Origin of the sequence: Actinoplanes sp. NPDC049802 (genome assembly GCF_040656595.1) — a bacterium.
GTDB lineage: Bacteria > Actinomycetota > Actinomycetes > Mycobacteriales > Micromonosporaceae > Actinoplanes.
Map to the genome: position 1 here is coordinate 98,231 of NZ_JBFAMR010000012.1, position 25,031 is coordinate 123,261.

General features: G+C 71.0%; 24 protein-coding genes. 19 read left to right on the top strand and 5 right to left on the bottom strand.

Going from position 1 to position 25,031, the window contains the following annotated elements:
- Positions 1 to 508: 508 nt before the first annotated feature.
- Positions 509 to 1,594: a PD-(D/E)XK nuclease family protein gene (locus AB0I88_RS11805; protein WP_361021634.1), complete on the bottom strand. Its 1,086-nt coding sequence runs from the start codon at positions 1,592 to 1,594 to the stop codon at positions 509 to 511.
- Positions 1,595 to 1,975: 381 nt separating this feature from the next.
- Between AB0I88_RS11805 and AB0I88_RS11810 the strand changes: the two genes are divergently transcribed.
- The 3 genes from AB0I88_RS11810 to AB0I88_RS11820 all read left to right on the top strand — a co-directional run bounded on the left by AB0I88_RS11810 (position 1,976) and on the right by AB0I88_RS11820 (position 4,647).
- Positions 1,976 to 3,034 carry a site-2 protease family protein gene (locus AB0I88_RS11810; protein ID WP_361021637.1) on the top strand — a complete coding sequence of 353 codons (1,059 nt, stop codon included), beginning with the start codon at positions 1,976 to 1,978 and terminating at the stop codon, positions 3,032 to 3,034.
- Positions 3,035 to 3,056: 22 nt separating this feature from the next.
- Positions 3,057 to 3,995 (top strand): tRNA (adenine-N1)-methyltransferase, encoded by a 939-nt coding sequence (locus tag AB0I88_RS11815; protein ID WP_361021508.1) that lies wholly within the window; start codon positions 3,057 to 3,059, stop codon positions 3,993 to 3,995.
- 61 nt (positions 3,996 to 4,056) lie between these two features.
- Positions 4,057 to 4,647, top strand: coding sequence for a hypothetical protein (locus AB0I88_RS11820; protein ID WP_361021511.1), 591 nt, complete (start codon positions 4,057 to 4,059; stop codon positions 4,645 to 4,647).
- 17 nt (positions 4,648 to 4,664) lie between these two features.
- Here AB0I88_RS11820 and AB0I88_RS11825 read toward each other — a convergent pair whose 3' ends face one another.
- Complete coding sequence (locus AB0I88_RS11825; RefSeq protein ID WP_361021640.1) at positions 4,665 to 4,955, bottom strand: ferredoxin; 291 nt, start codon at positions 4,953 to 4,955, stop codon at positions 4,665 to 4,667.
- Positions 4,956 to 5,126: 171 nt separating this feature from the next.
- Between AB0I88_RS11825 and arc the strand changes: the two genes are divergently transcribed.
- The 8 genes from arc (at position 5,127) to AB0I88_RS11865 (ending at position 13,672) form a co-directional block, all read left to right on the top strand.
- The gene (arc, locus tag AB0I88_RS11830; RefSeq protein ID WP_361021514.1) at positions 5,127 to 6,908 is read left to right on the top strand and encodes a proteasome ATPase; all 1,782 of its coding nucleotides are present in this window, start codon (positions 5,127 to 5,129) and stop codon (positions 6,906 to 6,908) included.
- A gap of 159 nt (positions 6,909 to 7,067) precedes the next feature.
- Positions 7,068 to 8,264 carry an acyltransferase gene (locus AB0I88_RS11835; protein ID WP_361021517.1) on the top strand — a complete coding sequence of 399 codons (1,197 nt, stop codon included), beginning with the start codon at positions 7,068 to 7,070 and terminating at the stop codon, positions 8,262 to 8,264.
- 65 nt (positions 8,265 to 8,329) lie between these two features.
- Positions 8,330 to 9,847 (top strand): depupylase/deamidase Dop, encoded by a 1,518-nt coding sequence (gene dop / locus AB0I88_RS11840; RefSeq protein ID WP_361021520.1) that lies wholly within the window; start codon positions 8,330 to 8,332, stop codon positions 9,845 to 9,847.
- Positions 9,848 to 9,949: 102 nt separating this feature from the next.
- Complete coding sequence (locus AB0I88_RS11845; RefSeq protein ID WP_106320381.1) at positions 9,950 to 10,165, top strand: ubiquitin-like protein Pup; 216 nt, start codon at positions 9,950 to 9,952, stop codon at positions 10,163 to 10,165.
- Positions 10,166 to 10,307: 142 nt separating this feature from the next.
- Complete coding sequence (gene prcB, locus AB0I88_RS11850; RefSeq protein ID WP_361021523.1) at positions 10,308 to 11,147, top strand: proteasome subunit beta; 840 nt, start codon at positions 10,308 to 10,310, stop codon at positions 11,145 to 11,147.
- A gap of 34 nt (positions 11,148 to 11,181) precedes the next feature.
- On the top strand, positions 11,182 to 11,979 hold the full coding sequence (prcA, locus tag AB0I88_RS11855) for a proteasome subunit alpha (RefSeq protein ID WP_361021526.1): 798 nt from the start codon (positions 11,182 to 11,184) through the stop codon (positions 11,977 to 11,979).
- Between the two features lie 107 nt (positions 11,980 to 12,086).
- Entirely contained in the window at positions 12,087 to 13,445 is a 1,359-nt protein-coding gene (gene pafA, locus AB0I88_RS11860) for a Pup--protein ligase (protein WP_361021529.1), read from the top strand.
- Between the two features lie 26 nt (positions 13,446 to 13,471).
- Positions 13,472 to 13,672 carry a hypothetical protein gene (locus AB0I88_RS11865; protein ID WP_361021532.1) on the top strand — a complete coding sequence of 67 codons (201 nt, stop codon included), beginning with the start codon at positions 13,472 to 13,474 and terminating at the stop codon, positions 13,670 to 13,672.
- A 160-nt stretch (positions 13,673 to 13,832) separates the two neighbouring features.
- On the opposite strand, the gene AB0I88_RS11870 is transcribed toward AB0I88_RS11865, so the two are convergent.
- On the bottom strand, positions 13,833 to 14,837 hold the full coding sequence (locus AB0I88_RS11870; RefSeq protein ID WP_361021535.1) for a tetratricopeptide repeat protein: 1,005 nt from the start codon (positions 14,835 to 14,837) through the stop codon (positions 13,833 to 13,835).
- 272 nt (positions 14,838 to 15,109) lie between these two features.
- Positions 15,110 to 16,192: a DUF3866 family protein gene (locus tag AB0I88_RS11875; protein WP_361021538.1), complete on the bottom strand. Its 1,083-nt coding sequence runs from the start codon at positions 16,190 to 16,192 to the stop codon at positions 15,110 to 15,112.
- A gap of 77 nt (positions 16,193 to 16,269) precedes the next feature.
- Here AB0I88_RS11875 and AB0I88_RS11880 point away from each other — a divergent pair, with 77 nt between their 5' ends.
- From AB0I88_RS11880 to AB0I88_RS11910, 7 genes are all read left to right on the top strand, one after another.
- Positions 16,270 to 17,259: a WYL domain-containing protein gene (locus AB0I88_RS11880; protein ID WP_361021541.1), complete on the top strand. Its 990-nt coding sequence runs from the start codon at positions 16,270 to 16,272 to the stop codon at positions 17,257 to 17,259.
- A gap of 227 nt (positions 17,260 to 17,486) precedes the next feature.
- Positions 17,487 to 18,473, top strand: coding sequence for a YafY family protein (locus AB0I88_RS11885; RefSeq protein WP_361021544.1), 987 nt, complete (start codon positions 17,487 to 17,489; stop codon positions 18,471 to 18,473).
- Between the two features lie 15 nt (positions 18,474 to 18,488).
- Positions 18,489 to 18,734: a hypothetical protein gene (locus AB0I88_RS11890; protein ID WP_361021643.1), complete on the top strand. Its 246-nt coding sequence runs from the start codon at positions 18,489 to 18,491 to the stop codon at positions 18,732 to 18,734.
- Between the two features lie 130 nt (positions 18,735 to 18,864).
- Entirely contained in the window at positions 18,865 to 19,185 is a 321-nt protein-coding gene (gene tatA / locus AB0I88_RS11895) for a Sec-independent protein translocase subunit TatA (protein ID WP_361021547.1), read from the top strand.
- A 9-nt stretch (positions 19,186 to 19,194) separates the two neighbouring features.
- Entirely contained in the window at positions 19,195 to 20,160 is a 966-nt protein-coding gene (tatC, locus tag AB0I88_RS11900; protein WP_361021550.1) for a twin-arginine translocase subunit TatC, read from the top strand.
- A gap of 40 nt (positions 20,161 to 20,200) precedes the next feature.
- Complete coding sequence (locus tag AB0I88_RS11905; RefSeq protein ID WP_361021553.1) at positions 20,201 to 21,100, top strand: diacylglycerol kinase family protein; 900 nt, start codon at positions 20,201 to 20,203, stop codon at positions 21,098 to 21,100.
- A 42-nt stretch (positions 21,101 to 21,142) separates the two neighbouring features.
- On the top strand, positions 21,143 to 21,334 hold the full coding sequence (locus tag AB0I88_RS11910; protein ID WP_361021556.1) for a hypothetical protein: 192 nt from the start codon (positions 21,143 to 21,145) through the stop codon (positions 21,332 to 21,334).
- On the opposite strand, the gene AB0I88_RS11915 is transcribed toward AB0I88_RS11910, so the two are convergent.
- The gene (locus AB0I88_RS11915; protein WP_361021559.1) at positions 21,325 to 22,071 is read right to left on the bottom strand and encodes an HAD-IA family hydrolase; all 747 of its coding nucleotides are present in this window, start codon (positions 22,069 to 22,071) and stop codon (positions 21,325 to 21,327) included. The two genes, AB0I88_RS11910 and AB0I88_RS11915, sit on opposite strands and share 10 nt — an antisense overlap.
- A 108-nt stretch (positions 22,072 to 22,179) precedes the next feature.
- On the opposite strand from AB0I88_RS11915, the gene AB0I88_RS11920 reads away from it, so the two are divergent.
- On the top strand, positions 22,180 to 24,930 hold the full coding sequence (locus AB0I88_RS11920; protein WP_361021562.1) for a DEAD/DEAH box helicase: 2,751 nt from the start codon (positions 22,180 to 22,182) through the stop codon (positions 24,928 to 24,930).
- Positions 24,931 to 25,031 lie beyond the last annotated feature (101 nt).

Below are 25,031 nucleotides of genomic sequence, written 5' to 3' on the forward strand. Positions count from 1 at the left end.
CGGGTCGTGGGTGGTGACGCCGGTGTGGGATGCCGGCTCGCGGCTGTGGCGTGGGGCCGGGTTGTGGGTGGTGACGCCGGTGTGGGATGCCGGCTCGCGGCTGTGGTGTGGGGCCGGGTTGTGGGTGGTGACGCCGGTGTGGGATGCCGGCTCGCGGCTGTGGTGTGGGGCCGGGTTGTGGGTGGTGACGCCGGTGTGGGATGCCGGCTCGCGGCTGTGGCGTGGGGCCGGGTTGTGGGTGGTGACGCCGGCGCGCGATGTCGGGTTTGGGGTACGGTGCGCGACCTGGACCTGGAATGTGACGTCAGCGCGGAATATCGGTTCTGGACCGGGGTGCGGGGCCCGGTCGTGGATGGTGACGCGTGGCGCCGGCCCCGGGCTGTGGTGCGCGCCCCGATCGTGCGATACCGGTCCTGGGCTGTGGCGCGGGGCTGGGCCGTGGGAGGTGATGCGGGCCCGTGATGCCGCTTCTGGGTGGCGGGGCGCGGCCGGGGGAATGCCGGCGGAGTCAGCCAAGAGGGCCGTCCCGGAGGAGGGTGGCGACCCGGTCGGGCTCGGAGCCGGGGGTGAGGTCGCCGGTGGGGGCGGCCACCGGATACGGCGGCGGGGTGCCGCCGAACTCGGGGCACAGGCTCTGGTGACTGCACCAACCGCAGAGGCGGCTCGGCTTGGGGCGGAAGTCACGCTCCCGCTTGGCACGCTCGATCGCCTGCGAGAGGGCGATCAGGGTGCGCTCGAAACGCTCCAGCTCGCCGGCCTCGGGGCTGTAGTCGAGCGCTTCGGCGTCTTTCAGATAGAGCAGCCGCAGCGCGCGGGGGACGACGCCGCGGGTGCGCCACAGAACCAGGGCGTAGAACTTCAGCTGGAACAGCGCCCGGCCCTCGAACGCCTGGCGGGGCGCCCCGCCCGTCTTGTAGTCGACGACCCGCAGGTCGCCGGCGGGGGAGACGTCGAGACGGTCGATGTAGCCGCGCAGCAGAAGCTCGTCACCGATCGTCGTGGAGATCAGGGTCTCCCGCTCGGCGGGCTCCAGGCGGCGTGGGTCCTCCACGGCGAAGTAGCCGGCCAGCAGGTCGCGGGCGCCGGAGAGGAACGCGGCGATCCGGGCCGCCTCGGCGGCCCCGGCCGGCACGTCGACGAGCGCGGCCTGGCCGACCGCGTCGGCCTCGGCCGCGACCGCCGCCGGGTCACGCATCAGCGAACCCTCCCCGGCCGGGGTCACGCGCCCGGCTGGCTCAGAACGGCGATCGGGCGACACGGACCGGCCGGAGGCGCCCGCCGTGGCCGGAGTGGAAGGAGCGGAGGCCTCGGCCGCGGGTGGCTCGACGGCGAACAGGGTCGCCAGCTCGGGCTCCTGCGAGATCAGCCGATCCCACTCGGGAGCGACCAGGGCGGCCGCGGCCTCGGGGGTGCGGTCGGCGGCGGGCAGGTCGAAGAGGCGCTCCAGGACGGCGTGGATCAGCGTGCCGCGGACCTGATCGGCGGATGGCGTCTCGGGCAGCTTGTCCACGGTCCGGAACCGGAACAGCAGCGGGCACGTCTTGAAGTCGGCCGCCCGCGACGGCGACAGCGACGGCCCGGACGGCGTCTCGATTCCGCGCCCGCGACCCGCGGGCGCGGGCGCGGCCACGGCGGAGGAGGCCGGTCCGGGGACGGCGGGAGAGACCGGTCCGCCGATCGCGGTGGAAGCCGGGCCGGGAGAACTCGCCGGTCCGGAAGCGGCGGGGGAGGCCGCTGCGGAGGCCGGGTCGCCGGGCTGCGGGGGCGGGGAGACCGGCTGGGCAGCCATGGGAGAGAGCGCCGTCATGTCTCAAGAGGCTAGGGCAGGGGTACGACGAAATTTGCGGGGTGGGTCCCGCGCGGGCGTGTCCGTAGCATCGATCGCGTGGAGCAGAGCCGGACACCGCAGGGGCCGACGGCCGGTGGGCGGCCGGTGGGCCATGTCGCCGGCATACCGGTGCATGCGAACGCGTCGATGCTTCTGCTCGCGGTGCTGGTCACCGTGGTGTACGGCAACTATGCGCTGGCCGAGCTGGGAATCGCGCAGCCGTGGGCGTACCTCGTGGGGCTGGGTTTCGTGGTCTGTCTGCTGGGCTCGGTGCTGTTGCACGAGCTGGGGCACGCGCTGACCGCCCGCCGCTTCGGGATCGGCGTGCGCCGGATCACTCTGGAACTGCTCAGCGGCTGGACCGAGATGGACCGGGACGCCCCGAGCCCCCGGGTGGACGCGCTGGTGTCGCTGGCCGGCCCGGCCGTGTCGCTGCTGCTCGGCGGCGTGGCGACGGCGGCCGCGCTGGCGCTGCCGGAGCGCACCGTGCCGGGGCAGATCGCCTTCCAGCTGGCGGTGAGCAACGTGCTGGTGGCGGTCTTCAACGTGTTGCCGGGGCTGCCGCTGGACGGTGGCCGGGCGCTGCGGGCGGCCCTGTGGGCGATCCTGAAGGACCGGAACCGGGCGACCGTGGCGGCCGGCTGGGCGGGCCGGGTGCTGGCGCTGGGCACCGCGGCGGCCGTGGTGACGCTGTACCTGCTGGGCGTGCTGACCCTGCTGGGCCTGGTCTTCGTGCTGCTGGTGGTGCTGACGCTGTGGCAGGGGGCGGGACAGTCGATCCGGCTGGGCCGGATGACCGGCCGGTTCCCGCTGGTGGATCTGGGTGCGCTGGTCCGGCCGGTGCTGGCGGTGCCGGCCGGCACGCCGCTCGGTGAGGCGCAGCGGCGCCGGGCCGAGGATCCGCGGCCGGACGTGGTGCTGGCGGTGGCCGACTCGGCGGGCAGCCTGACCGCGGTGGTGGATCCGGTGCAGGCCGAGCGGGTGCCGGTGGACCGGCGGCCGTGGGTGAGCGTGGAGAGCGTCTCCCGGTCCCGGGACGCGCTGACCGCGCTGCCGCTCGGATTGACCGGCGAGCAGGTGGTCCGGGCGCTCCAGGCCCACCCGGGTGCGCAGTACCTGGTGACCGCAGGCGAGGATGTCGTGGGCGTCCTGCGGGTCGCCGACGTGGCCGCCGTGCTGGAACCGAGGCGCGCGAGCCGTACCTGACGGACTTTCGGAAAGAAGAGCAGTGACCACAACCCCGACCACCGCCGTCGACGACTCGGTGCCCGCGCACCGCGGACCGTTCCGGGCGGGCGACCGCGTTCAGCTGACCGACCCGAAGGGCCGGATGCACACGATCGTGCTGGAGCCCGGCAAGGCGTTCCACACCCACCGCGGCGCCCTGGAGCACGACGAGCTGATCGGCCTGCCCGACGGCAGTGTGATCACCGCGTCGAGCGGCACCGCCTACCTGGCGCTGCGGCCGCTGCTCTCCGACTACGTGCTGTCGATGCCGCGCGGGGCGCAGGTGATCTACCCGAAGGACGCGGCGCAGATCGTCGCGATGGGCGACGTCTTCCCGGGCGCGAAGGTGCTGGAGGCCGGCGCCGGCTCGGGCGCGCTGACCTGCTCGCTGCTGCGGGCGGTGGGCAGTTCCGGCGAGGTGCACAGCTACGAGCTGCGCGACGACTTCGCGGCGATCGCGCGGAAGAACGTGGAGGCGTTCTTCGGCGGACCGCACCCGGCGTGGCACCTGCACAACGGGGACGTGGCCGGCAACGACATCACCGGTTTCGACCGGATCATCCTGGACATGCTCACCCCCTGGGAGGCCCTCGACATGGTCGAGAAGGCGCTGATCCCGGGCGGTGTGTTCATCGGCTACGTGGCCACCACGCCGCAGTTGTCCGAGCTGGTCGAGGCGCTGCGGGAGCGGGGCGGCTGGACCGAGCCGCGGGCCTGGGAGTCGCTGGTCCGTGACTGGCACGCCGACGGGCTCGCGGTGCGGCCCGATCACCGGATGATCGCGCACACCGCCTTCCTGGTGTCGGCGCGCAAACTCGCGCCCGGCGTCACGGCGCCGCCGCGGCGGCGCAAGCCGAGCAAGGGCGCCGAGGCGTACGCGATCCGAAAGGCCACCCAGGCCGCGCTCGCCGCGCAGCGTGCGGAGTCGACGGGGGAGTGACCATCTCCACTGCGGTCCGGTAGGTTCCTAGCGATCGGGACGACACGGAGGAGCGCCAGCCATGAGTTCTCCGCCCTTCGGCGGCAGCAACGAGATGCCCGCGGTCTTCCCGGACTGGTCGCCCTACCCGGACCTGGATTCGGCTGCCCGCGCCTACCTGCGTGATCCCGAGGTGGCGCTGGAGGCCCTGTTCGGCGTGCTGCGCGGCGCGCAGGTGCTCTGTTTCACCCTGGAGCGTTTCGTCAACGAGGTGAACGGGGTGTGGCAGGAGGTCGTCGTCTGCGACGGCAGCCGCCTGGTCCTGTGGCACGGCGAGGACGTGGCGCCCGGGGACGGCCCGGTCGGCGCGATGACCTCGTCGCTGCGGGTGGTTCCGCTGTCGACGGTCACCGAGGTGGGCTGCCGGCGGCGGCTCACCCGGACGCCGAACGGGCAGGCCCGGGTCGACAGCATCGACGTCTACCTGCTGCTCAGCTCGGTCGACGACGCGGTGCCTCCGCCCGGGGTGGGTGAGGAGGAGGGCCGGGCCCCGCTGCGTCACGACGCGCTGCGGTTCGGCAAGACGCTGGACGACGGCGGTCCCGGTCAGATCGCCCGGCTCGAGGAGTTCTCCCGGGTGGTGGCGTCCCTGGTCGGGCGCCCCACCCTCTGAGGGTCACTCACGTTCACTCACGTGGCGTCGGGACCGGCCACGGCCACGCCGTCGGACGCCCGCACCACGTGGATGCAGTCGCCGGGGCACTCCTTCGCCGAGTCGATGACCTCCAGCGACAGGCCCCTGGGCACCCCGACCCGGGCACCCTGCTCCTGACGCAACTCGCCCGAGTGGTCTTTCACATAGGCCAGGCCGTCGATGTCCAGTTCGAAGACCTCCGGGGCGTACTGCGCGCAGAGCCCGTCACCGGTGCACAAGTCCTGATCGATCCAGACTCGCAGCTCATCAGTGTCAGCGGACACCACTACCTCCCACAACCGGTGGGGCCTGACGGTACCCGAAGTCTGTCCGACCGGCTCAGGCGCGGTCGCACCAATCGATCAAGAGTCGGTGACGAGGGTGTTGCATGGGTCGAAAACCGCTTCGCAACGGTTAGTGTTAACCCAAGACGTTCGAGCCCCCCGGGGAGGTGGGACGTGGCACGTAGCGACGAAGCGGACTCCCGCGCCGCGCGAGCGGAGAAGGAAGTCAACGATCTCTCCAGTCAGGTCGCGTTTCTGCAAGAGGAACTCGCTCTGGTCCGGCGGAAGTTGACGGAGAGCCCCCGACACGTCCGGCAGCTCGAGGAACGGCTCGCGGCAACGCAGGCGCAGCTGGCCCGAGTGACCGAGAACAACGAGCGGCTCGTGGCGACCCTCAAGGAAGCCAGGGCCCAGATCGTCACTCTCAAGGAAGAGATTGACCGGCTCGCCCAGCCGCCCAGCGGCTACGGCGTTTTCCTGTCGGCCCACGAGGACGGCACGGTGGACGTGTTCACCGGCGGGCGCAAGCTCCGGGTGGCGGTTTCGCCGTCATTGGCCGTCGAGGAGCTCCAGCGGGGTCAGGAAGTCCTGCTGAACGACGCTCTCAACGTCGTTGACGCGTTCGGGTTCGAGCGCACCGGCGAGGTGGTCCTGCTCAAGGAGGTGCTGGACAACCCGTCCGGCGGTCTCTCCGACCGGGCGCTGGTGGTCTCGCACGCCGACGAGGAGCGCATCGTCTTCCTCGCCGACTCGCTCGAGATCGCCAAGCTGCGCGCGGGCGACTCGCTCATGATCGAGCCGCGCTCGGCGTATGCCTACGAGCGGATCCCGAAGAGCGAGGTCGAGGAGCTCGTCCTGGAGGAGGTCCCGGACGTCGACTACGGCGACATCGGCGGCCTGCACTCGCAGATCGAGCAGATTCGCGACGCGGTGGAGCTTCCGTTCCTGCACGCCGACCTGTTCCGGGAGCACCAGCTGCGCCCGCCCAAGGGGATCCTGCTCTACGGCCCGCCCGGCTGCGGCAAGACCCTGATCGCCAAGGCGGTGGCCAACTCGCTGGCCAAGAAGATCGCCGAGCGGCGTGGCGAGGAGAAGCACACCAGCTACTTCCTCAACATCAAGGGCCCGGAGCTGCTCAACAAGTACGTGGGTGAGACCGAGCGGCACATCCGCCTGGTCTTCCAGCGGGCTCGTGAGAAGGCCGGCGAGGGCACCCCGGTGATCGTGTTCTTCGACGAGATGGACTCGATCTTCCGGACCCGTGGCTCGGGTGTCTCCAGCGACGTGGAGAACACGATCGTTCCCCAGCTGCTCAGCGAGATCGACGGTGTCGAGGGCCTGGAGAACGTGATCGTCATCGGCGCCTCCAACCGGGAAGACATGATCGACCCGGCGATCCTGCGCCCCGGCCGTCTCGACGTGAAGATCAAGATCGAGCGCCCGGACGCGGAGGCGGCGAAGGACATCTTCGCCAAGTACATCCTGGCCGACCTGCCGCTCAGCTCCGACGACCTCGCCGAGCACGGCGGCAACCGGGACGCCACGGTGGCCGCGATGATCGAGGCGGTCGTCCTGCGGATGTACACGGAGACGGAGGAGAACCGCTTCCTGGAGGTCACCTACGCCAACGGTGACAAGGAGGTCCTGTACTTCAAGGACTTCAACTCCGGCGCGATGATCCAGAACATCGTCGACCGCGGCAAGAAGATGGCGATCAAGGAGTTCCTCACCTCCGGCAAGAAGGGTCTCCGGCTGCAGCACCTGCTCGACAGCTGCGTCGACGAGTTCCGGGAGAACGAGGACCTGCCGAACACCACGAACCCGGACGACTGGGCCCGTATCTCCGGCAAGAAGGGCGAGCGGATCGTCTACATCCGTACGCTCGTCTCCGGTGGCAAGGGCGCCGAGGCCGGCCGGTCCATCGAGACCGCGAGCAACACCGGCCAGTACCTGTAGCCGTAGCGCAACAGACGGGCGCGGGAGCGAGCCTCCCGCGCCCGTCTGCTTTCTGTTCCACAGGTTCCCGACGGCTCCGGCACGGCAGATTCACCGGCCCGCCTTGCGCGGTTTCGCCGTGTTCGCGATCCTCGCCGGACCCGGGCTCGTTCAACCGGTGTGACCGTAACCCGCCTCGCGTGGCTCGACGCCCTTCGTGGCTGGGCCGCGGCTGTCGTCGCCCTGTTCCACCTCAGCCCCGTCGTCCTGGGCCGGGATCTGCATCTGAAGATCTTCGACGTCATCGATCTGGGTAAGTACGGTGTGCTGCTGTTCTTCCTGGTCAGCGGCTATGTGATCCCGATGTCGCTGGAGCGGCACGGTGATCTGCGCCGGTACTGGGCCGGACGGCTGCTGCGAATCTACCCGGCCTACCTGTTCGCCGTGCTGATCACGCTGGGACTCGGCGCGGCCGGGATCATGCGCATGCCCGGCCAGTTGGCCGCGGAGACGACGGCGAGCGTCCTCGGGCACGTGACCATGCTGCAGGACCTGATCGGCACCCGTGGCGTGCTCCGCCCGTTCTGGACGCTCTCCTTCGAGATGGTCTTCTATCTGGTGGTGGCCGGGCTCTTCGCCTGGCGACGGCACCGGGACAGCGCCTGGTGGGCGGCGGGGCTCACCGTCGTGGCGGTGGCCGGCCTGCCGGACGCCCTGTTCGGTGCGACGGCCGCGCACCGCCGGATCACCGCGGTCGCGGTCCTGGTGCTCCTGGTGGGCGGGCTCTGCGCGTACCGGGCCGGCCGGCGGGCGGGAACGGTGGCCGCCGGGGTGGCCGGCATCGGCGCCGTCGCCCTGCCGCTGTTCAACGGTCATGCCACCGACCAGGTGACCAGCGCGTCGTCCGGGCAGGCCACGCAGATGCTGGCGGTCATGTTCGCCGGCACGGTGGTCCACCGCGCCCAGCACGGTCAGCTGGGCAGGTTTCCGGCGGCCGCGGTGCTCGCCCTGGTCGCCGCGGGGGTGGCGGGGCAGGTGTCGCCGGTGGTCGCGGTCGCTGTCGCCGCCACATTCGCGGGCGCGTTCCTGCTGCGGCGCCGCCGGGTTCCGGGTGCCCTGGTGTGGCTGGGTGGGGTCAGCTATTCGCTCTATCTGCTCCATGTGCCGGTGCTCGCGGTGGCTCTGCGCCTGTCCGAACGGCCGCCGGTCATCGCGGCGGTGTTCACGGTGGGCGCTCTCGGCGCGGCCTGGGCAGGTCATCGCTTTGTCGAGCGGCCCGCCCGGGCGCTCGCCCGGCGGGTCCCGGTGATCAACATCGCCACGCAAGGTACGGACGCGCGCACGGGCAGCTTCGGAAAGCGCCGTGAGAGCGTCTAGGCTCGATGCATGAGCAGGCTTGGCTTCGTGGCGGACAGCGCGGTCCTAAAGAACAGGGTGGTCGCATGAGCGTTCGACGGATTATGGGCACCGAGGTCGAGTACGGCATCTCGGTGCCCGGCCAGCCCGGCGCCAATCCGATGGTCACGTCCTCCCAGGTGGTCAACGCCTACGGCGCCCGGCCGGAGCTCAACCGCAACGGCCGTGCCCGCTGGGACTACGAGGAGGAGTCGCCACTGCGCGACGCCCGCGGGTTCACCTATTCGGGAGCGGCCTACGACGCCGCCGAGGCGCTCGCCGACGAGGACCTCGGCCTGGCCAACGTGATACTGACCAACGGCGCCCGACTCTACGTCGACCATGCCCACCCGGAGTACAGCACGCCCGAGGTGACCAACCCCCTCGACGTGGTGAAGTGGGACAAAGCGGGTGAGCGGGTGATGGCCGAGGCGTCGCGGCGGGCCGCCACCATTCCGGGTACCCACCGGATCCAGCTCTACAAGAACAACACCGACAACAAAGGCGCCTCGTACGGCGCCCACGAGAACTATCTGATGCGGCGGCAGACCGCGTTCGCCGACATCGTCGCCCACCTGACGCCGTTCTTCGTGACCCGGCAGATCTTCTGCGGCGCCGGCCGGGTCGGCATCGGCCAGGACGGCAGCGGCGCCGGCTTCCAGATCTCTTCCCGCGCCGACTTCTTCGAGGTCGAGGTGGGTCTGGAGACGACCCTGAAGCGGCCGATCATCAACACGCGGGACGAGCCGCACGCCGACGCCGACAAGTACCGGCGGCTGCACGTGATCATCGGCGACGCCAACCTCTCGGAGATCTCCACCTACCTCAAGGTGGGCACCACCGCCCTGGTGCTCAACATGATCGAGGAGAAGGTGTTCACCGGCGAGCTGGGCATCGCGGACCCGGTCTCCGAGCTCAAGGCGGTCAGCCACGACCCGGCGCTCAAGCACCTGATGCGGCTGCGCGACGGCCGCCGGCTCACCGCGCTGGACCTGCAGTGGGCCTACTACGAGCGGGCCCGCCAGTTCGTCGACGAGCGGTACGGCACGGACGCCGACGAGCAGACCTCCGACGTCCTGGACCGCTGGGAGGACGTGCTGGACAAGCTGGGCCGGGACCCGATGCTGTGCTCGGACAGCCTGGACTGGGTGGCGAAGCTGCGGCTGCTGGAGGGTTACCGGGAGCGGGAGAGCCTCGGCTGGTCCTCGCACAAGCTCCAGCTCGTCGACCTGCAGTACTCCGACGTGCGCCCGGAGAAGGGGCTCTACCACCGGCTGGTGGCCCGGGGGTCGATGAAGACCCTGCTCGACCCGGACGACACGCAGCGCGCGATGTACGAGCCGCCGGAGGACACCCGGGCCTACTTCCGGGGCCGCTGCCTCGCGCAGTACGCCTCCGAGGTGGTCGCCGCCAGCTGGGACTCGGTCATCTTCGACGTCGGCCGGGAATCGCTGGTGCGGGTGCCGATGATGGAGCCGGAGCGGGGCACCAAGAAGCATGTCGGTCAGCTCTTCGACACGTGCGAGAGCGCCAAGGATCTGCTCGAGGTGATCACGAGCCGGTGATAAAACACCCGTTCCGGCGGGCCCTTTTCGTCATAGGCGCGAGGTAGGTTTTTTCCAACCCGATGGTGCAGGACTTCGGGTGGCTTCAGAAGGGGGACATCCATGGCAACCCGAGACACAGGTGGTCAGTCGCAGAGCGGGAAGGGCCGCAGCGACCAGGAGATCGAGGACGTCACCGTCGAGGCCAATCCCGAGGTCGCCGAGCGGCACGCCGAGATCACCGAGGACGTCGACGATCTCCTGGACGAGATCGACTCCGTCCTGGAGGAGAACGCCGAAGAGTTCGTGCGGGGATACGTCCAAAAAGGCGGTCAGTGACCGCTTTGCCCGTTTGTAGGTGATCGGACGCCGCCGTTTCGGCGGCGTCCGGCATTTCCCAAGACTTGTCGATGGCGTTGATCGCACTCGCACGCTTCGGCGGGATATTGTGCCTCAACTGCACGTACTTGAAAGGAACCACGTGGCGACGGGCTTTGATCCATCCGGACGTCTACCGGATTTCTTCACCAGCACTTCGACGTCCTCCTTCACGCAGTTCCTGAGCCACGCCGCCCCGGAACTGCTACCGGGCCGACGGCCGCTGCCGCCGGGTCTGTCCGCGGACATCGCGCCGCACGGCACCACGATCGTCGCCATCGCGACGGCCGACGGCGTGGTGATGGCCGGCGACCGCCGGGCGACCATGGGCAACCTCATCGCCAGCCGGGACATCAGGAAGGTCCACCCCGCTGACGCGTATTCGCTGATCGGCATCGCCGGGACGGCCGGCATCGGCATCGAGCTGATCCGCCTGTTCCAGGTGGAGCTCGAGCACTACGAGAAGATCGAGGGCGCCATGCTCTCGCTGGACGGCAAGGCGAACCGTCTGGCGTCCATGGTGCGCGGCAACCTCGGCGCGGCGATGCAGGGCCTGGCCGTGGTCCCGCTGTTCGCGGGCTTCGACCTGTCCCCGTCGGACCCGTCCCGGGCCGGGCGGATCTTCAGCTTCGACGTGGCCGGCGGCCTCTACGAGGAGACCGGCTACGAGGCGATCGGCTCCGGCTCGCTGTTCGCGAAGTCGGCGCTCAAGAAGCGCTACCGGGCGGGCCTGAGCACCGGCGACGCGATCAACCTGGCGGTCGAGGCGCTCTACGACGCGGCGGACGACGACACCGCGACCGGCGGTCCGGACGTGACCCGGAAGATCTACCCGGTGGTGATGACCGCGACGGCGTCCGGCACCCACCGTCTCAGCGACGAGGAGATCACCACGGTGGCCGAGCGGGTCGTCGCGGGCCGCATGGAGAACCCGGGCGGCTGACCCGCACTTTTCGCAGAAAGAGAGGTAGCCACCCGTGGCAATGCAGTTCTACGCGTCACCCGAGCAGGTTCAGCGGGACCGCTCGGAGTACGCCCGCAAGGGCATCGCCCGCGGCCGGTCGGCCGTGGTGCTCACGTACGAGGGCGGCATCCTGCTGGTCGCCGAGAACATCACCACCCTGCGCAAGATCAGCGAGATCTACGACAAGATCGCGTTCGCCGCCGTGGGCCGGTACAACGAGTTCGAGGCGCTGCGGCGGGGTGGCGTCCGGATGGCCGACATGGTCGGGCTGAGCTACGACCGGCGTGACGTGACGGCCCGGGCGCTCGCCAACACGTACACGCAGACCCTCGGCGCCATCTTCTCCGAGACGCAGAAGCCGTACGAGGTGGAGATCTGCGTGGCGCAGGTCGGCGCGACGCCCGCGGCCGACGAGCTTTACCGGATCACCTACGACGGCTCGGTGATGGACGAGCCCGGGTTCATGGCGATGGGTGGCCAGGCCGAGGCCATCGGCAACGTGCTGCGCGAGCGGCACGACCCGGCGGCCGAGCTGACCGTGGCCCTGTCCCTGGCCGCCGAGGCGCTGGGCAGCGTCGGCGGGGAGAACGGCCAGGCCCGCACCCTGACGCCGAAACAGCTCGAGGTGGCCGTTCTGGACCGGCGGCGGCCGGGCCGGGCGTTCCGGCGCATGGCCGGGCCGGCGCTGACGACCCTGCTCGGGCACGAGTCGGTGCCGGAGGCGGAGCTCGGCGACGTCGACGCGGCCCCGCCCGCGCCGGCCGAGGGCAAGCCGACCGAGTCGGCCGCCTCGGAGGACACCGAGAAGTAGGTTCAGTCGATGGTCGCGGGGCGTGGTCGTGTGGGTCACGCCCCGCAATCATGGAAAGGGTCGGTTGTGGGTGCCGCTGACCCGGTTCAGGCCGGTAGTGTTCTGACATGGAACGGCGAATTTTCGGCCTCGAGACCGAGTACGGAGTCACGTGCACCTATCGGGGGCAGCGGCGGCTGTCTCCGGACGAGGTGGCCCGCTACCTGTTCCGCCGAGTGGTGTCCTGGGGACGCAGCAGCAACGTGTTCCTCCGCAACGGTGCACGCCTCTACCTCGATGTCGGTTCCCACCCTGAGTACGCGACCCCCGAGTGCGACTCCGTCACCGACCTGGTCGCCCACGACCGGGCCGGCGAGCGGATCCTGGAAGGCCTGCTCGTCGACGCGGAGAAGCGCCTGCACGACGAGGGCATCGCGGGGGAGATCTACCTCTTCAAGAACAACACCGACTCCGCCGGCAACTCGTACGGCTGCCACGAGAACTACCTGGTCAGCCGGCACGGAGAGTTCGGCAGGCTCGCCGACGTGCTCATCCCGTTCCTGGTGACACGCCAGCTCATCTGCGGCGCCGGAAAGGTCCTGCAGACCCCGCGCGGCGCGGTGTTCTGCCTGTCCCAGCGGGCCGAGCACATCTGGGAGGGCGTCTCCAGCGCCACCACCCGATCCCGCCCGATCATCAACACCCGCGACGAGCCGCACGCGGACGCCGAGCGTTACCGCCGCCTCCACGTGATCGTCGGCGACTCCAACATGAACGAGGTCACCACGCTGCTCAAGGTGGGCAGCGCCGACATCGTGCTCCGCATGATCGAGGCCGGTGTGGTGATGCGCGACCTCACCCTGGAGAACCCGATCCGGGCCATCCGCGAGGTCAGCCACGACATCACCGGCCGCCGCAAGATCCGCCTGGCCAACAACAAGGAGGTCTCCGCGCTGGAGATCCAGCAGGAGTACCTGGCGAAGGCCACCGAGTTCGTCGAGCGCCGCGGCGGCGACCCGGTCGCCAAACGCGTCGTCGAGCTGTGGGGCCGCGTCCTCAACGCGATCGAGAGCGGCGACCTCGACCCGGTCTCCCGCGAGATCGACTGGGTCTCGAAGTACAAGCTGATCGAGCGCTACCAGGCCAAACACGAGATCCCGATGTCGCACCCGCGGATCGCGCAACTCGACCTGGCCTACCACGACGTGCGCCGGGGCCGTGGCCTCTACGCGCTCATGGAGAAGCGCAAGCAGGTCGACCGGATCGCCAACGACCTGCAGATCTTCGAGGCCAAGGAGACGCCGCCGCAGACCACCCGGGCACGCCTGCGCGGCGAGTTCATCAGGCACGCCCAGGAGAAGCGGCGCGACTTCACCGTCGACTGGGTGCACCTCAAGCTCAACGACCAGGCGCAGCGCACGGTCCTCTGCAAGGACCCGTTCCGCGCCTACGACGAGCGGGTGGAGCGCCTGATCGCCAGCATGTGACGACCGCGGGCTAGGCTGGCCGGGCCATGACATCGCCCGGCCAGTCTGAACCGTCCGAGCGCTCGGAGAGCGAGGTCCGCTTCCGGCGCGCCGAACGCCGCCGCGAGAGGATCTACCGCGACATCCAGCGGGACCGCGCCGGCAACCACCGCATCCCCACCTGGTGGCTCGCCGCGATTCTCGCCCTGCTGCTGGCCGGCTGGGCGTACCTGATCGTCACCTCCTGAGATCAAAATCAAGATCAGGAGATCGTAGCGGGGTGGTGGGTACAGACCGTCGCTCCCGCCGAGGGCACGGCGGGTCTCACTGGCCGCTGGCGCGTCCAAACCGCGAGCCCCACCGTGCGACGTGCGTGAGTGGTTGCGCCCATCCCCGGGCGGGGTGGCGTCAGCAGCGGTCGTCTTCGCCGCCCGGCGGTGGGTAGCGGGCGATCAGAGCGGTCACCTCGTCGCGGCGGTCAGTGGCGCCCAGGCTCAGGATCAGGGCGTTTCGCACCGTGCTGAGGACGTCTTCGTCGCCGGCGGCCGCCACCTCGTGGATGATCCGGACAGCCAGGTCGCCCGCCTCGGGCAGCGTGTGATGGGTCCGGGCGAATTCGGCCAGCGCACGCAGGGTGCGTGGATGCGAGGGCCCCAGGATGCGCTCGTGGTCGGCGACCAGCTCGCGGTTCAGCCGGAGCTCGTCATCGGGGTAACCGGTCCAACCATGGGCCAGCGCGTGCTCGATGCGGGCCTCGACGGTGCCGGGATGGACCGGGCCCAGCCGCGCCGTGCGGTCGGCGACGATCCGGCCGAGAGCGGCACGCACCTCTAGCCGCAGGGCGAGAGACTCGTCGCGGCGGCCACGGCAGTCGAGCTCCCAGGCCAGACGGCGGCGCCGAAACTGGGTCTCCAAGTGGTCGGGACCGAGGGCCCGCTCGTGGTCGGCGACCACCCGCTCCCAGCCCGGCAGTATCCGCGACTCCAGGGCCTCGGCCTCGGCGTGCCGGCCGGCCGCCCCGTAGGCGGCGCCGAGATTCATGGCGCCGTCCAGCGTGTCGGGGTGCGCCCAGCCGAGCACCCGCTCCCGGTCGGCGGTCACCGCCTCCATCTGCCGGATCGCCTCGGGCAGCGCCTCCGGCTCCGGCTCCTCCTGAAGCAGATGCAGGTGGTAGCGGGACAGGGCGGCCTCGTGCCGGGCCGTGAAGGTGTCCGGATGATCGGGGCCGAGGACCCGTGCCCGCGCCTGAGCCACCGCGGTCAGCTCAGCGTAGGCGTCGTGATCCCGCTCGCGCTCGCGGAAGCCCAGGCCGAGCGCCAGGCGGGCGTCGAGCGTGCGTGGATCCTCCGCCCCGAACGCCCGGGTGGCGTCACTGACCGCGGCGTGCAGCCGGTCGACGGCCGGGGAGGACATGGGTGGCGACTCCTTCCGTGTCAGCGCTCCGGGCGGCGCCGGGCGAGGGCGAGACATCCGCTCGACATGACGGGAGGCTATCGGCCGCATATGACAGTTTCGGCCCCCGTACCGGGGAAGGAGCGAGCCGGGCCGGAAAGGGTGACCCCCTCGGGCGGCCGAGCCCTGGAAAGCACCGAGGCCGCGCACGGCGCGTGGGGCAGCGGCGAGAGACTCACGGGAAACGCGAGAGGCGTGCCGGAAACGTGGGTGGAGACCTCAAAGACCGCCGGTCAGGTCAGCAACGTCGCCGCGTGCCGGCCGGCGGCGGCCGCGGCCAGGAAGTAGCCGTAATCCTGATCCAGCTTGCGGCCCATCGTGGAGAGCGGAACCGGGCAGGCCCGCAGCGCCGCGTCCAGCCCGGCGGTGGCGACGCGGACCAGGCGGTGCCGCCCGCTCAGCGGGGCGAGCGCGGCATCGACCTCGGCGGCCAGCGCGGGGTCCAGGCCGTCCGGCACCGGCAGGTCGGCGGGCGCCAGGGCGACTCTCCCGTACGCCGTGAGGCTGTGATGCGACACCCCGCGGTGCCGCTCGCGGCCGTCGCCGTCGGAGATCCGTAGCGAGCCGACCGGCCGCCCGCCCAGCACCGCGACCGCGTTGACCGCCTCGCCCAGCGCCACCCCGGAGAATCCCCACGTGGTGCCGGTGCCGAGGTTGCCGGGTCCCTGGGCGACGATCGTCACGTCGGCGCGCAGCACGTGCCGGGCGGCGAGCAGACCGGTGTGCACGGTGCTCGCCTCCAGGTCGCCGCCGAACGCCTGGCCGGTGGTGACCGTCCCGGCGAGATGCCCGCGCAGCCCGTCGAGGGTGCGGGAGAACCAGGCCGGCAGGGCCCCGCCGTCGGTCATCAGATAGGCCACCCGGGCTTGCGGACGGTCGGCGTGGACGCCGGCCAGGATCGCGGGCAGCGCGGAGTGCAGGTCGGCGAGGACCACCGGCATCGCGTCGATCGACTCGGCGGCGGCCATCACCTCCCGGTACGGCGAGGCCTCCTCGTCGACGCCGAGCAGGATCGGCTGCAACGGGGTGTAGCGGGCCTTGACGAGGTGCCCGTGGTCGCGGGTGGCGCCGTCGCCGGCCGGATCCGCGGGCAGCCGGTCGGGCAGGGCGACGACCAGTGCGTACCCCCCGGTGCCGAGGCCCATCACCAGGGCGCCGACGTTGAGCAGCACCCGGTCGCCGGGCTGTGGGACGCCGACCAGATCGGGGTAGGCGAGGGCGCGGACCGGGCCGTCGCCGGTCGTCACGTCCAGCTCGACGGCCCCGTGCCAGCTCCGTCGCACCGTCCGGACCGTCCCGGACCGCCATCGCACCATGCGGCGAACCCTACAAGGTTCCCCCGTGGCAGTGACGGCTGAGAGTCTTCCCGGGCGGGCTGCTAGCGTTGCCATTCGTGTCGCGCACTCGTACCGAGCGCCTGGTGAACCTGGTCATCTGCCTCCTGTCGACGCGTCGGTTCCTGACCGCCGCGCAGATCGCCCTGACCGTGCCCGGTTACGAGCACGATCCGTCCGACCCACGTGACCACGAGGCGTTCCAGCGCAAGTTCGAGCGGGACAAGGCCGAGCTGCGTGAGCTGGGTGTGCCCCTGGAGACCGGCACGGCGAGCATCTTCGACCAGGAGCCCGGCTACCGGATCGCCCAGCGGGAGTACGCCCTGCCCGACATCCTGCTCGAACCGGACGAGGCGGCCGCTGTCGGCATCGCGGCCCGGCTGTGGCAGCACGCCGGGCTGGCCGCCGCCGCATCGTCCGGGCTGGCCAAGCTACGGGCCGCCGGGGTCGAGGTGGATCCGCAGGCCACCCTCGGGGTGGAGCCGGTGGTGACCGTCGACCCGTCGTTCGGGCCACTCACCTCGGCCGCCCGGGAGCGCCGCGCGGTCACCTTCAAGTACCGGGTGCCCGAGGTCGACGAGCCCAGCACCCGTCGCCTGGAGCCGTGGGGCGTGGTCTGCTGGCGTGGCCGGTGGTATGTGGTGGGCCACGACCGCGACCGGGCCGCCACCCGCTGCTTCCGGCTCTCCCGCATCGTCGGCGAGGTGAAGGCCACCGGCCGTCCGGGCGTGTTCGAGCCGCCCGCCGGCGCCGACCTGATCAGCCACGTGGCACGCTCGTCCGGCCCGATCGCGCGCACCGGGCGGGCCACCGTGACGGTCCGCCCCGGCCGGGCCACCGGTCTGCGCCGGCTGGCCGCCGAGGTTACGCCCGGACCGGACGGCGACCGGCTGACCATCAGCTACGGGGACGTGGAGTGGCTGGCCTCCCGGATCGCGGGGTACGGGCCGGATGTCCGCGCCGACGGCCCGCCCGAGTTGCGCGACGCCGTCATCCAGCACCTCAAGGAAATGATCACCCGGCACGAGACCCCGGCGGTGACGGCATGAGCGAGCTTGCGAGCGAATCGGTCGGCTCAGGGTTGTACTCATGGCGGCGCCGGAGCGAAGCGGAGGTGACGGCGTGAGCGAGCTTGCGAGCGAATCGGTTGGCTCAGGGTTGTACTCATGGCGGCGCCGCAGCGAAGCGGAGGTGACGGCATGAGCGAGCTTGCGAGCGAATCGGTCGGCTCAGGGTTGTACTCATGGCGGCGCCGCAGCGAAGCGGAGGTGACGGCGTGAGCGCGCGGACGCCCAGCGCCGACCGGCTGGGGCGGCTGCTCAACCTGGTGCCGTACCTGCTGGCCCGGCCCGGCATCCTGATCTCCGAGGCGGCCGCCGATCTGGGCGTCACCGACAAGCAGTTGCGCGAGGACCTGGAGCTGCTCTGGGTGTGCGGGCTGCCCGGTTACGGTCCCGGCGACCTGATCGACATGGCGATCGACGGCGACCACGTGACGATCAGCCACGACGCCGGCATGGACAAGCCGCTGCGGCTCAACCCGGACGAGGCCCTCGCCCTGGTGGTGGCGCTGCGGATGCTCGCCGAGACACCGGGCATCAGCACCCGGGACGCGATCGAGCGGGCCCTCGCCAAGATCGAGAACGCGGCGGGTGACCTGGCCGACGCCCCGGTGGCGGTCCGGTTGCCGGCCAACCAGGAGAGGCTCGCAAAGGTCCGGGCCGCGGTGGAGTCCGGGAACGCGCTGCGGCTCACCTACTACACGCCGTCGCGGGACGAGACCACCGATCGGGTGGTCGACCCGATGCGGATGCTGATGGTCGGCGGCTTCAACTACCTGGAGGCGTGGTGCCGCCGGGCCGAGGCGACCCGGCTCTTCCGGATCGACCGGATCGACGCGTTCGCCGAGCTGGACGAGCCGTCCGCGCCGCCGGTCGGGGCGGTGCCGCACGACGTCACCGGCGGTGTCTTCCATCCCGGCCCGGAGTTGCCGCTGGTCACCCTGCGGGTCGGCCGCGCCGGCCGGTGGATCACCGAGTACTACCCGGTCGAGCAGGTTGTCCGGGAGGGCCCGGAGTGGCTGGTCACGATGCGGGTCACCGATCTCGGCTGGGCCCAGCGGTTCCTGGCCGGCCAGGGCCGCGACGTCACCGTGCTGGGCCCGCCCGAGTTGCTGGACCGGATCCGCGCGCAGGCCGCGACCGCCCTCGACCAGTACGCCGCGCCGCACGGCCTCGCTGCGGACCCGGTGCCGGGCCGATAGGGTGGCGGCGTGCTGATGTGGGTCTGGATCGCCGTGGTGGCGGTCGCGCTGCTCGTCATGATCGCCGTCGCGATGAGGCTGCGGGGGCGGCTGTTCGACCTCCAGCGGGCCGCCCGGCGGCTCCAGCACCGCCAGGAGCAGGCGCTGGCTCTCCAGGCCGGAGCGGAGCGCCTGGAGGCGACGATGGCGGCCCTGCAGGAGCGGGCGGAGCAGGCTCAGGGCCAGGTGGCGCAGATTCAGGCCGGGCTGGGCCGCAGGTAGATTGGGTTGTCCCGCTGTTGCCCCGGGCTTCCAAAGATCATAAGAAACCGGCAGGATCCGGAGGGCAACATCTCGAGGATCCACACGTACGATGGACCCCGCAAGCTGATCCGACCGACTGGAGTCTCCCATGGGCGCCCTCAAGCCATGGCACATCATTGTTCTCGTTGTTGTGCTGGTCCTGCTCTTCGGCGCGAAGCGACTGCCTGATGCCGCGCGGTCGCTGGGCCGTTCGCTGCGGATCATCAAGGCGGAGACCAAGGGCCTCGTCGACGACGACAACAACGTCGCGGAGAAGGCGGAGCCACAGCACAGCCGCACCCCCTTGCAGGGTGAGGTGCAGCAGCCGTACCAGCCGCAGGGCTACCAGCAGGCGCCTCCGCCGGCCGGCTACCAGCAGCCGCCCGCTCAGCCTTATGTGGACCCGGTGCAGCGCACCAACGACCGCTGACCCGGGCCGATGGCACTGAGCCTGCGGAAGAAAAAGGGACCCAGCAAGTTCCAGCAGGCCGCTGACGGCTCCATGACGCTCATCGAGCACGTCCGGGAGCTGCGGAACCGGCTGTTCTACGCGTCCCTCGGCATCGTGGCCGGCCTGATCGTCGGTTTCATCCTCTCCGACAGGGCCTTCGACCTGCTGGCAGCGCCCTACTGCGGTCTCGACACGTCGTGGACGCTGGGGCAGGTCGGCCAGGGCAAGTGCAACTTCCTCACGCTGGGCGCGACCGACCAGCTGGTCCTGAAGCTGAAGATCGCGCTCTGGCTGGGCCTGATCATCGGGGCGCCGGTCTGGCTCTACCAGCTGTGGGCGTTCATCGCGCCCGGCCTGCACCGGCACGAGCGCAAATGGGCGTATGTGTTCGTCGCGATCGCCGCACCCCTGTTCATCGGCGGCGCGACGCTGGCCTACTTCGTGGTGCAGCACAGCCTCGAATTCATCATGACGGCCGGCGTCATCGGTGAGACGACGCAGCTCGAGATCACGATGTACACCGGCTTCATCACCAGCATGATCATGATCTTCGGTGCGGCTTTCGAGTTCCCGCTGGTCCTGCTCATGCTGAACTTCACCGGCGTGGTCAGTGCCCGGCGGCTGCTCAGTTGGTGGCGGACCGTGGTCTTCCTGTCGTTCGCGTTCGCCGCGATCGCCACCCCCGACCCCGGCCCGTTCGGCATGACGCTGCTGGCCGCCTGCCTGTCGCTGCTCTACTTCATCGCCGTCGGCGTGGCGTTCCTCAACGACAAGCGCACGGGCCGTGGCAAGGAGATCTACGCCGGGCTCGACGACGACGCGATCTCCCCGCTGGCCGAGGACCGCGTGCCGGTCGGCGCCTCCGACCCGATCGAGGCGCCCACCGCCATCGACGGACCGACGCCGGTGGAGAAACCGATGCCGATCGAGCGGCGTTTCGACGACATGACCTGATCCTCGCCGGATCGCCGCCGCGGGTATAACGTTCGCGGCTGTGACGAGCGACTTCATCGCGGTGCTGGCCAATCCCTCGGCGGGGCGCGGCCGGTACCGCGGTCTGCTTCCGGGGGTGTTGCAGGCTCTCGGGACGGCCGGGCACCCCGTGCGGTTGCTGGAGGCGGGCGGCAGCGCCGAGGCCGAGCTGGCCTGCCAGCGTGCGGTCGATGACGGGGCCGTGGCCGTGGTGGCGGTCGGCGGCGACGGCACGGTGCACCGGGCCCTGCAGGCGGTGGCCGGGCGGCCGGTCGGCTTCGGGGTGGTGCCGGCCGGGACGGGCAACGATTTCGCGAGCGCGGTGGGCGTACCCCATGAGCCTCTGAAGGCCGCGGAGGCGATCGGCGCGGCCCTGCGTGATCGGCGGGACCACCGGTTCGATCTGGCCCGGGCCTGTGACGCCCGCGGGGAGCGGCGATGGTTCTGTGCGGTCCTGGCCGCCGGGTTCGACGCGCTGGTGAACGAGCGGGCGAACCGGATGCGCCGGCCGTCCGGGCCGCGCCGCTACGACCTGGCGATCGTCCTGGAGCTGGCACGGCTGCGGGCCCGCGACTACACGCTGTACGCGGACGGCGAGGTGCACCACTTCCGGGGTGAGATCGTCGCGGTCGGCAACTGCCCGAGCTACGGCGGCGGTCTGCGGATCGTGCCGGACGCGGATCCGGCGGACGGGCAGCTCGACGTCATCTTCGCGACCACGCTCGGCCGGGCCACGATCACGCGGCTGAAGCCGCGGCTGCGCAACGGCACCCACGTCACCGATCCACGGGTCACCGTCTTGCGGGCCCGCGAGGTGCGGATCGAGGCGGAGGGCATCATCGGGTACGCCGACGGCGAGCGTCTCGGCCCCCTGCCGGTCGAGGTGAGCTGTGTGCCGGGTGCGGTCCGGTTGCTCCGGTGACCACCGGGTCAGATTCTCGTGGCCGGGGGCGAACGGTAGGGCATGACGAACTCGATCGGCAGCAACGTCACCTCGATGACCGCCCGCGCGACCTCGCTGTTCGGTGGCGCCAAGGACGCGTTCAAGGCGATCGCCGACGCGGCGGTGAACCCGCAGGCCGAGTCGCCGGCCGCGGTCGCCGAGGCTTCGGCGCGCAAGGGCCGCCGCGGGACGATCCTGGACCGTTACGCCTGACCGGGCCCGAGGGCCAGCGACAGCACCGCGGACAGCCCGTTCGGTTTGCCCGGGTCGGCGGCGGGCAGCACCAGCGCGGCGAGGCCCGCGTTGACGGCGCCCGCGTCGGCCGGGGTGTCGCCGACCATGAGGGCCCGCTCCGGGTCGACGCCGAGCAGGCCGCACGCCCGGTAGAAGATCATCGGGTCGGGTTTGATCCGCCCGACCTCGTAACTGAGCGCGTAACCGTCGACGAGGCAGTCCAGGCCCCACGCCGCGAACAGCGGCCGGATGTCGAACGCGATGTTGCTGACCACCGCCACCTTCACTCCGGCCTCGTGGAGTTTGCGGAGCGTGGGTTCGGTGTCCGGGTACGGCAGCCAGCCGTCCGGGATCAGCAGTCGTTCGTAGAGGGCGTCGGCCAGGCCCTCCACATCGGTGTTCACGGTCGCGGCGAGCCCGGTGTACGCGGCCCGGTGGCTGTGCGGGTACAGATCCCGGTCGGCCCAGTGCTCGGCCAGGTGCGGCGGAACCCGGTGGGGGAGCGGGCCACCGGCCCGGCCGGCGGTCGTCAGGCGGTCGGCGAGGATCGTCGCCTTGCCCCGGTCCAGTTCCGCCCCGCACGCGGCGGCCGCGGCGACCACCCAGCTCAGCGGGTCTTCGACTTGGGCGAGTGTGCCGTGGAAGTCGAAGAGGACGGCCTCGACGGGCCGCACCGGACGGGAGGGGGGATCGGAGGCAACCGGCACGCCGTGCACCTTACCGACCGGCCGCGGCGGCCTTCGCGGCCCTATGCCGTGCTGCCGTGAGCGTCGCTTCGCGACCGGTGATGCGTTTTGTCATACGCACGAACTAGCCTTGTGGTCATGACTAGTCCCGCCGAGAGATATGCGGCTTCACGACGGCGGGCGGCGCGGGTCGCCACCTACCCGGCCCTCGAGGAATTCATGCTCGACGTGGGCTTCGACCTCGACGATTTCCAGCGCGAGGCCTGCGAGGTGCTGGAGCGCGGCAGTGGGGTCCTGGTCTGTGCGCCGACCGGCGCCGGCAAGACCGTGGTCGGAGAGTTCGCGGTGCACCTGGCGCTGCGCTCGGGCGAGCGCAAGTGCTTCTACACCACCCCGATCAAGGCGCTCTCCAACCAGAAATACCACGATCTCGTGGCGCGTCACGGTGCCGACAAGGTCGGCCTGCTGACCGGCGACAACGCGATCAACGGCGACGCCCCGGTGGTGGTGATGACCACCGAGGTGCTGCGCAACATGCTCTACTCCGGTTCCGACCAGCTGCGCAATCTGGCCTATGTGGTGATGGACGAGGTGCACTACCTCGCCGACCGGTTCCGGGGCGCGGTCTGGGAAGAGGTGATCATCCACCTTCCGGCCTCGGTCACCCTCGTCTCGCTGTCCGCGACGGTCAGCAACTACGAGGAGTTCGCCGACTGGCTGGTGACCGTCCGCGGCGAGACCGAGGTGGTGGTCAGCGAGCACCGGCCGGTGCCGCTCTGGCAGCACATGCTGGTCGGCCGCCGGATGTTCGACCTGTTCCACGACGCCGACGCGGCGCGTAAACACGACGTCCACCCCGAGCTGCTGCGCTACACACGGGAGATGGACCGGCGGCTGGAGTTCACCGACCGGGCGAACAGCGGCTGGCGCGGCGGGCGCGGCAGACGCTGGACGCCGCCGCCCCGGCCCGAGGTCGTCGACCGGCTGGAGCGGGCCGGGCTGCTGCCGGCGATCCTGTTCATCTTCAGCCGGGCCGGCTGCGACGCGGCGGTCAAGCAGTGCCTCGACGGCGGGCTGCGGCTCACCGACCCGGAGGAGCGGGCCGAGATCCGCCGGATCGTGACGGCCAAGGTGGCCAGCATCCCGGCCGAGGACCTGTCGGTGCTCGGCTACTGGGAGTGGCTCGACGGCCTGGAGCGCGGCGTCGCCGCCCACCACGCCGGCATGCTTCCCGCCTTCAAGGAGGCGGTCGAGGAGTGCTTCGTCAAAGGCCTGGTCAAGGCGGTTTTCGCGACCGAGACGCTGGCGCTGGGCATCAACATGCCGGCCCGCTGCGTGGTGCTGGAGCGGCTGGTCAAGTTCAACGGTGAGGCGCACGTCGACCTCACCCCGGGGGAGTACACGCAGTTGACCGGCCGGGCCGGGCGCCGCGGCATCGACGTCGAGGGCCACGCCGTGGTGCTGTGGAGCCCCGACGTCGACCCGCGGCACGTGGCCGGGCTCGCCTCCACCCGGACGTTCCCGTTGCGGTCCTCGTTCCGGCCGTCCTACAACATGGCGGTCAACCTGGTCGGCTCGGTCGGCGCGGAGAAGTCCCGGGAGCTGCTGGAGTCGTCGTTCGCGCAGTTCCAGGCGGACCGGTCGGTGGTGGGCCTGGCACGGCAGGTGCAGCGCAACGTCGAGACCATGGACACCTACTCGGAGGACGCCGCCTGCCACCACGGCGACTTCGACGAGTATTTCGGGCTGCGGGTGGCCATCGCCGACCGGGAGAAGTCGCTGGCCCGCCAGGGCGTTCAGCAGCGCCGGTCGGCGGCCGTCGATTCGCTGGAGCGGCTGCGTACCGGTGATGTGATCCGGGTGCCGCAGGGCCGCCGGGCCGGGCTCGCCGTGGTCCTCGAGCCGGCGACCGGCGGGTTCGGGGAGCCGCGGCCGTTGGTGCTGACACAGGATCGGTGGGCTGGCCGGGTCAGCCCCGGCGATTTCGGCGGGCAGGTCGAGGTGCTGGCCCGGGTCCGCGTGCCGAAGAACTTCAATCACCGCTCGCCGGGCGACCGCCGCGATCTGGCCGCCCAGGTCAGCGCCACCGGGCTGGACCGGCACCCGGACCGCCGCCGGAGCCGCAACCGGGGCACCCCGGGGGAGGACGCCGAGATCGCCCTGCTCAAGGTGCAGATGCGGCAGCACCCCTGTCACGCCTGCCCGGAGCGGGAGGATCACGCCCGCTGGGCCGAGCGGCGGCACCGGCTGCACCGGGACACCGAGGCGCTGCGGGCCAAGGTGGCCGGGCGGACCGGCTCGCTCGCCAGGACCTTCGACGAGGTGTGCGCCGTTCTGACCGCCCGCGGATACCTCTCGGCCGACGGTGAGGTGACCGAGGCGGGCAGGATGCTCGGCCGGATCTGGTCGGAGGCCGACCTGCTCGTCGCCGAGTGCCTGCGCCAGGGAGTGTGGGACGGGCTGGCCCCCGACGAGCTGGCCGCCGCCGTGTCGATGGTGCTGTACGAGTCACGTCGCGAGGGCGAGGACCGTGCCTCGGTGCCGAAGGGCGCGGTCAGCGCGGCCGTCGACGCCTGCGCCAAGCTGTGGGGCGAGATCGCGGCCGACGAGGCGGAGCACGGACTGTCGCTGACCCGCGAGCCCGACCCCGGCTTCGTCTGGCCGATGTACCGCTGGGCTCGCGGTGAGCCGCTGGCCCGGGTGCTGGCCAGCGGCCATTACGACGCCGACATGCCGGCCGGTGACTTCGTCCGCTGGGCCCGCCAGGTGCTCGACCTGCTCGGCCAGGTGAAGGAGGCGGCTGCCGCCTCGCCGAGCGTGAAGGAGACGGCACGCAAGGCGATCACCGCGGTCAACCGGGGGGTGCTGGCTCTGCACACCGGCCTGTAGATCGTGGCGGATGGTGAATCTCCGTTGACGGTTTCTTCCGGATAATCCAAGAATGGCGGCGGCGGCATCGACGTTGCTGATTTCCGGAGATGAGAAGAGAA

Bases quoted from the DNA above. Each gene is read 5' to 3' on its own strand.
- AB0I88_RS11810 (WP_361021637.1), top strand. From the start codon at position 1,976: ATGCTTCTGCTCGCGGTGCTGGTCACCGTGGTGTACGGCAACTATGCG.
- AB0I88_RS11820 (WP_361021511.1), top strand. From the start codon at position 4,057: ATGAGTTCTCCGCCCTTCGGCGGCAGCAACGAGATGCCCGCGGTCTTC.
- dop (WP_361021520.1), top strand. From the start codon at position 8,330: ATGAGCGTTCGACGGATTATGGGCACCGAGGTCGAGTACGGCATCTCG.
- AB0I88_RS11845 (WP_106320381.1), top strand. From the start codon at position 9,950: ATGGCAACCCGAGACACAGGTGGTCAGTCGCAGAGCGGGAAGGGCCGC.
- pafA (WP_361021529.1), top strand. From the start codon at position 12,087: ATGGAACGGCGAATTTTCGGCCTCGAGACCGAGTACGGAGTCACGTGC.
- AB0I88_RS11865 (WP_361021532.1), top strand. From the start codon at position 13,472: ATGACATCGCCCGGCCAGTCTGAACCGTCCGAGCGCTCGGAGAGCGAG.
- AB0I88_RS11870 (WP_361021535.1), bottom strand. From the start codon at position 14,837: ATGTCCTCCCCGGCCGTCGACCGGCTGCACGCCGCGGTCAGTGACGCC.
- AB0I88_RS11875 (WP_361021538.1), bottom strand. From the start codon at position 16,192: ATGGTGCGATGGCGGTCCGGGACGGTCCGGACGGTGCGACGGAGCTGG.
- AB0I88_RS11890 (WP_361021643.1), top strand. From the start codon at position 18,489: ATGTGGGTCTGGATCGCCGTGGTGGCGGTCGCGCTGCTCGTCATGATC.
- tatA (WP_361021547.1), top strand. From the start codon at position 18,865: ATGGGCGCCCTCAAGCCATGGCACATCATTGTTCTCGTTGTTGTGCTG.
- tatC (WP_361021550.1), top strand. From the start codon at position 19,195: ATGGCACTGAGCCTGCGGAAGAAAAAGGGACCCAGCAAGTTCCAGCAG.
- AB0I88_RS11910 (WP_361021556.1), top strand. From the start codon at position 21,143: ATGACGAACTCGATCGGCAGCAACGTCACCTCGATGACCGCCCGCGCG.
- AB0I88_RS11920 (WP_361021562.1), top strand. From the start codon at position 22,180: ATGACTAGTCCCGCCGAGAGATATGCGGCTTCACGACGGCGGGCGGCG.